Genomic DNA, 6,533 nt, shown 5'->3' on the forward strand with positions numbered 1-6,533 from the left:
GTGGCCGCGGCGGCGCTCCTGCTGGTCGCCCGGGCGCCCATGCCGGGACCGGCCGCCCCCGGCCACGATCCGCTGCCGGCCGCGGTGCGCGGCGGCATCGCCCTGCTGTGGCGGATCCCGCCGTTGCGGGCGGCCACCGCCGCCACCACGGTCGGCTACGCGGCGCAGGGGCTGCTCCCGGTCGGCTTCCCGCTGCTCGCCATCCACTTCGGACACCCGGCGGCCCACGGCGCGTGGTTCCTGACCGCGATGAGCGCCGGCTCGCTCGTGGGCGCCGTGGCGTCGGCGCGCCTGCTGCGCCGCTTCGCGCCGATCCCGGTCCTCGCGGCTTCGCTGGCCCTGCTCGGCACGGCACTCGCGACGGTCGGCATGGCGCCGAACCTCCCGGTCGCCCTGGCGGTGGCGACGGTCGGCGGCGTGGCGACGGGCCCGATGCTCGCGGCGACCCTGGCGGTGCGGCAGCAGTCGGTCCCGGCCCGCCGCTACGGCCAGGTGGTCGCGACGGCCGCCAGCATCAAGGTCGGCGCGTTCGCGCTGGGCGCCTCGGCGACGGGCCTGGTCACCGGCTGGCTACCGCCCCGCGGCGTGCTCGTCCTGGTGGGCGCCGCCCAGCTCGTGGCCCTCCTCCCGCTGGCGACGGCGGGCCCGGCCCGGGTCGAGGTCGCGGCCGGTTTGAGCCGTTGACCTGCGCACGGGCCGGCCGCTCGCCTAGCATCGACAGATGGGCCGATCCCGGGGAGGATCCGCCATGCGCTCCTACGACTACATCGTGGTCGGCGCCGGCACGGCCGGTTGCGCGCTGGCCGCCCGCCTGTCCACGGACCGTGCGGTCACGGTGCTGCTGCTGGAGGCCGGCCCCGCCGTGCCGCCCGCCGCCGACTGGGGTTTCACCACTGTTCCGCAGGTCGAGGCCGACCGTGCGGCACTTCCTTACCCACTGGGCAAGGCCATAGGCGGCTCCAGCGCCGCCGACGGGCTCATGTCCGGGCTCGGCGACCCGGCCAGCTACGACGCGTGGGCCGACGCCGGCGCGACGGGCTGGACCTACGACTCGCTGCTGCCGTTGTTCGGCACCGGTGCCGCCTCGCCGATCGGGCCCGCGACCGACCCGTTCTCGGCGGCGGCGGTCGCGTCCGGGCACCATCCGCAGGCCGACCGGGCCGCGCCGCACGCCGAGGAGCTGCTCGCGGCCGTCGCCGACCGGCCGAACCTGACCGTGCTGGCCGGTGCCCAGGCGGTCGGGCTGGTGGTCGACCGCGGCACCTGCCGCGGCGTGGCGCACCAGGTCGCCGGCCGCACCACGGTGACCTGGGTGGACGGTGAGGTGCTGCTGGCCGCCGGCGCGATCGGGTCGCCCCGGCTGCTGCTGCTCTCCGGCATCGGGCCCGGCGACCACCTGCGCGAGGTCGGGCTGCCCGTGGTCGCGGACCTGCCGGGTGTCGGCGCCAACCTGCACGACCACCCGCGCTCGCAGGTCGCCTACGCCGCCGACGGCGACCGCCCGGACGGCACGCCGCACGTGCTGGCCAGCACCGACCCGGACGGGCCGCCCGACCTGCACATCGCGTTCGGCGACCGGCCGCTGCACCCGCGCAGCGAGCCCGGCGAGGAGGCCGGCTACTCGGTGGTGTTCGCGCTGACCCGGCCTCGCAGCCGCGGCACGGTGCGGCTGAGCGGGCACGACCCGTTCGCGCCGCCGCTGATCGACCCGGCGCTGCTCGCCGACGACGCGGACCTCGACCGGCTGGTGGCCGGGCTGCGGATGGCCCGCGAGGTCGGTGCCGCGCCGGCGCTGGCCGGCGTCGAGGAGTTCCCTGGGTCCGGTGTGGACAGCGCGGCCGTGCTGGCGCAGTACGTGCGCGACACCGTGACGCCCTGCTGCCACCCCGTCGGCACCTGCCGGATGGGCATCGACGGCGCCGCGGTGGTCGACCCCGAGCTGCGGGTGCACGCGGTCGACGGGTTGCGGGTCGCCGACTCGTCCGTGGTCCCGTCGATCGTCACCGGCAACACGCACGCGGCCACCCTGGCCGTCGCCCAGCGTGCCGCGACGCTGGTCAACGGATGACGTAGCCGTCCAGCAGCGGGCCCAGCTCCCGGGCGACCGTGGTCAGCGCGCGGGGGGACCGCTCGGCCCGGGCGATCAGGATCGCGCCCTCCAGCGCGCTGACCATCAGCGTGGCGGCGGAGGTGGCCTTGCGGGCCGGCACGCCCATGCCGACCAGCGCGCGGGCGATCGGCGCCCGCCACGCGGCGAACGCCGCCGCGGCCGCGGCCCGGGTCGACGCGGTGACCGACGCGTCGACGGTGGCCGCGGCGACCGGGCAGCCCTGGTCGTAGCCGATCGCGGCGAACTCGTCGGTCCACTGGCGCACCATCGCGGCGAACAGCCGGCCCGGCGTGGCCCGGGCCAGGCCCGCGAGGAACCGGTCGATCCGGTTGGCCGCGTACCAGCCCGCCCAGTCGACCGCCTCGTTGACGAGCTGCTCCTTCCCGCCCGGGAAGTAGTGCGCCAGCGAGCCCCGCGGCGCGTCGGCGTGCGCGACCACGTCGCGCAGCCCGGTCGCGGTGACACCGTCGCGCCGGATCAGCTGGGCCGCGCTGAACACCATCCGCTCGCGCGGGCCGCGTTCGGTCATGCCCTTCCACCCCCTATGACAGCCGTCATATTATGACAGCTGTCATGGAACGAAGGAGAAGCGGCATGCGGCTCGGATTCGCCGGTCTCGGTGTGATGGGCGCGCCGATGGCGCACAACCTGCTCCGCTCCGGAGCACCGCTGGTCGTCTGGAACCGCACCGCGGCCCGGGCCGAGCCGCTGCGCGCCGCCGGTGCGACGGTGGCCGCGAGCGCGGCCGACCTCATCGGGCAGGTCGACGTGCTGCTGATGATGCTGGCGGACGCGGCCGCGATCGACGCCACACTCGGCACGACACCGCTGACCGACAAGATCGTCGTCCACATGGGCACGACGGCCCCGGAGCACTCCCGCGCCCTGGCGGCCGAGGTCGAGGCCCGCGGTGGCCGGTACGTCGAGGCACCGGTCTCCGGGTCCCGCAAGCCCGCCGAGGCCGGCGAACTGGTGATCATGCTGGCCGGCGACCCGGACGCCGTGGCGACGGTCCGCCCGCTGCTCGCCCCGCTGGGCCGGACGAGCTTCATCTGCGGCCCCGTGCCCGGTGCCCTGACGATGAAGCTCGCCGTCAACCTGTACCTGATCACCCTCGTGACCGGGCTGGCCGAGGCCGTCCACTTCGCCGCCGGGCACGGGCTCGACCTGGAGCAGTTCGTCACCGTCCTCGACGCCGGCCCGATGGCGAGCGCGGTCTCCCGGGTCAAGGCCCGCAAGCTCGTCGACCGCGACTTTGCCGTGCAGGCGTCCATCGCCAACGTCCTCGACAACAACCGCCTCGTCGCGGCGGCCGCCCGCCAGGCCGGCCTGGCGTCCCCGCTGCTGGACGCCGCGCACGCGCTCTACGCGGAGACGCTGGCCCTCGGCCATGGCCCCGCCGACATGGCCGCGGTGCTGCACGCCATCGAGCGCCGTACCGCCGGACAACGGTGTTAGCCTGAGAGAAAGATCCGCTATGTCGGTGTTGGGGCGGTGATGACCCAGGTCGTGAGCGCCACGACCCGCTTCGCCAAGCGCCTCTGGGTCGACGGCGCCGTCCGCCGGGCCGCCCGGGCCGCGGTCGTGGCGCCCAGCGTGTTCGCGATCGGCCTCGAGGTCGTCGGCAACGTCTCGGTCGGCACCTTCGCCATCATCGGCGCGTTCTGCCAGCTCCTGCTCGTCGAGTTCGGCGGGCCCATGCGCGAGCGGATCCAGGCCGAGCTGGGGTTGATCGCCGCCGGCGGCGTGCTGATCGCGATCGGCACCCTGGTCTCGCCGCACGTCTGGCTCGCGGCGCCGATCATCCTGCTCGTCGCGTTCCTCATCGTCTTCTCCGGCGTCGTCAGCTCCGTGCTCGCCAGCGCCAGCGTCTCGCTGCTGCTCGCGGTGATCCTGGCGGTGTCCCTGCCCGCGGGCGCCGACCAGGTGATCCCGCGGCTCGCCGGCTGGGGGCTGGCGGCCGGCGCCGCCCTGCTGGCCGTCCGCTTCCTCTGGCCGGCACCGACCCGGGACCCGCTGCGCGCCCCGACGGTCGCCGCCTGCCGTGCCCTCGCCGAGACGATGCACGCGGGCGCGGCGGTCTGGCGCGGCGGCGGCCCTTCGCCGGCGGAGCACGCGGCGCTCGTCGACCGCGCCGACGAGACCGTGCAGGCGCTGCACCGGGGTTTCCTCGCCGCACCCATCCGACCCACGGGCCTGACCACCTCGGCCCGCGCCCGGGTCCGGCTGATCGACGAGCTCGGCTGGATCCGCGACATCACCCGGCATCACGCGGCCCGCGCCGCCGGCACCGAGCCGGCCGCCGCCGCCAAGGAGGCCGCCGGCGACCTGCTGGACGCGGCCGCGGACCTGCTGGAGAACCCGGACGCCACGGCCGACGCGCTGCACGCCGCCCAGCGCCGGCTGGACGCGGCCCTCGGCCGGATGGGTCGGGCGGTGACCTCGAACCCGGTGCCCGGCGCCGGCCGGGCGACCGAGTTCGTCAGCGCCCTGGAGCCGAGCTTCCGGGTCCAGGAGATGGCGTACGCCGTCCGCCTCGTCGCCCGCAACGTCGACCTGAGCGTCGCGGCCGAGCGGCGCACCTGGCTGCAGCGCGCCCTCGGCCAGCAGCCCGGCGGCCTGGCCGGCCCGTTCGCCACGGCCCGCGAGCGCGCGCTGGCCCACCTCCAGTGGCACTCGACCTGGCTGCACAACAGCCTGCGCGGCGCGGTCGGGGTGGCCGCCGCCGTCGTGGTCGTGCACTACACCGGCGTGCAGCACTCGTTCTGGGTGATCTTCGGCGCGCTCGCCGTGCTGCGCTCCAACGCGCTGGCCACCGGGCAGAACGCGGTGCGGGCCATGGCCGGCACGGTCGTGGGCTTCGTGATCGGCGCGGTGATCCTGATCGGCATCGGGACCGACATCGACGTGCTGTGGGCGTTGCTGCCGGTGGCCATCCTGATGGCCGGCGTCGCGCCCGCGCTGATCTCGTTCGCCGCCGGGCAGGCCGCGTTCACCGTCACGCTGCTGATCCTGTTCAACATCATCCAGCCGGCGGGGTGGCAGCTCGGGCTGATCCGGATCGAGGACATCGCGATCGGCGTGGGGATCAGCATTCTGGTCGGGCTGCTGCTCTGGCCGCGGGGTGCGCGCAAGGAACTGCGGACCGCGCTCGCCGACGCGTACGACAGCAGCGCGCACTACCTGCGGGCCGTCGTCGCGTACGCGGCGCTCTGCTGCGACGGAGCGGCCCGCCCGCCGCCGCCCACGGCCGAGGCGCAGCGGTCGGCCGCCGCCGCCCGCCGGCTCGACGACACGTTCCGCACCTACCTGTCCGAGCGGGGCGCCAAGCCGAAGCCGCTGCCGGAGATCACCAGCCTGGTCAACGGCGTGGCCGGGCTGCGCATCGCCTCCGACGCGGTGCTCGACCTGTGGCAGCGGGACGACCAGAGCCCTGGCGACCGTGCCGCCGCCCGGTCGCTGCTGCTGCGCACGAGCCGGACCACCGAGCGCTGGTACGCCGACCTGGCCGCGAGCATCGGCGCCGACCGCCCGGCCCCCGCGCCGCAGCCGCCCGACCTGCGCGCCGACAGCCGCCTGGTCGAGGCCCTCCGCGGGGACCTGAGCGGCGGCGACGGCAGCACGGCGGTCCGGGTGATCTGGACAGCGGACCACCTGGACGCCACCCGCCGGCTGGAGACGACGCTCACCCGGGTTGACGATCGAAGTTAATGGCATTAGCTTTTTGGCTATGAGCACTAACTACCTCGACCGCGGCGCCGGCCGCCGCATCGCCTACGACGTCCAGGGCGACGGTCCGCTGGTCGTCGGCCTGCACGGCATGGGCGACCTGCGCGCGGTCTACCGCTTCACCGTCCCGGCCCTGGCCGACGCCGGCTACCGGGTCGCGACCTTCGACTCGCGGGGTCACGGCGAGAGCTCCGACGGCTTCGACTCCTACGACGACGTGGCGCAGGCCGGCGACGCGCTCGCCCTCGTCGAGCACCTCGGCGGCGGCCCGGCCGCGCTGCTGGGCAACAGCATGGGCGCCGGCGCGGCCGTCTACGCCGCGGCCGAGCGACCCGACCTCGTCTCCGCGATCGTCCTGCTCGGCCCGTTCGTGCGCGACCCGAAGCTGAGCGCCGCCGCCAGGCTGACGGTGTCGCTGCTGCTGCGCAAGCCGTGGGGCCCGGCCGCGTGGGCGTCCTACTACGGGCGCTACTACCCCGGCCACCCGCCCGCGGACCTGGCCGACCACCGGCGCCGGATCAAGGAGAGCCTGCGCGGCGGCGACCACCTCGCCTCGTTCCGGCTCACGGCGACCACCAGCCACGCCCCGGCCGAGCAGCGGCTGGCCCGGGTCTCCGCGCCGGCGCTGGTCGTGATGGGCGATCCCCCGTACGGGGGAGATCGTCTCTGCCGTCACGGTCGATCGTCGGGGACG

6 protein-coding genes are annotated in these 6,533 nt (G+C 75.7%); 5 read left to right on the plus strand and 1 reads right to left on the minus strand.

The features are described 5' to 3' along the window. Positions 1-684, plus strand: a 684-nt coding sequence (locus tag AB0H87_RS35735; protein ID WP_360156163.1) for an MFS transporter, incomplete at its 5' end; no start/stop codon positions are given. A 64-nt stretch (positions 685-748) separates the two neighbouring features. Then, positions 749-2,068: a GMC oxidoreductase gene (locus AB0H87_RS35740; protein WP_360156166.1), complete on the plus strand. Its 1,320-nt coding sequence runs from the start codon at positions 749-751 to the stop codon at positions 2,066-2,068. Here the strand turns inward: AB0H87_RS35740 and AB0H87_RS35745 are convergent. Then, positions 2,058-2,639 (minus strand): TetR/AcrR family transcriptional regulator, encoded by a 582-nt coding sequence (locus tag AB0H87_RS35745; protein WP_360156169.1) that lies wholly within the window; start codon positions 2,637-2,639, stop codon positions 2,058-2,060. The two genes, AB0H87_RS35740 and AB0H87_RS35745, sit on opposite strands and share 11 nt — an antisense overlap. 65 nt (positions 2,640-2,704) lie before the next feature. Here AB0H87_RS35745 and AB0H87_RS35750 point away from each other — a divergent pair, with 65 nt between their 5' ends. The 3 genes from AB0H87_RS35750 to AB0H87_RS35760 all read left to right on the plus strand — a co-directional run. Continuing rightward, positions 2,705-3,568: an NAD(P)-dependent oxidoreductase gene (locus tag AB0H87_RS35750; RefSeq protein ID WP_360156172.1), complete on the plus strand. Its 864-nt coding sequence runs from the start codon at positions 2,705-2,707 to the stop codon at positions 3,566-3,568. A 39-nt stretch (positions 3,569-3,607) separates the two neighbouring features. Next, positions 3,608-5,821: an FUSC family protein gene (locus tag AB0H87_RS35755; RefSeq protein ID WP_360156175.1), complete on the plus strand. Its 2,214-nt coding sequence runs from the start codon at positions 3,608-3,610 to the stop codon at positions 5,819-5,821. A gap of 19 nt (positions 5,822-5,840) precedes the next feature. Then, positions 5,841-6,533 (plus strand): alpha/beta fold hydrolase (locus AB0H87_RS35760; RefSeq protein ID WP_360156178.1); only part of this gene is annotated, 693 nt, incomplete at its 3' end.

The organism is Asanoa sp. NPDC050611, from assembly GCF_040654855.1.
Lineage (GTDB): Bacteria > Actinomycetota > Actinomycetes > Mycobacteriales > Micromonosporaceae > Asanoa.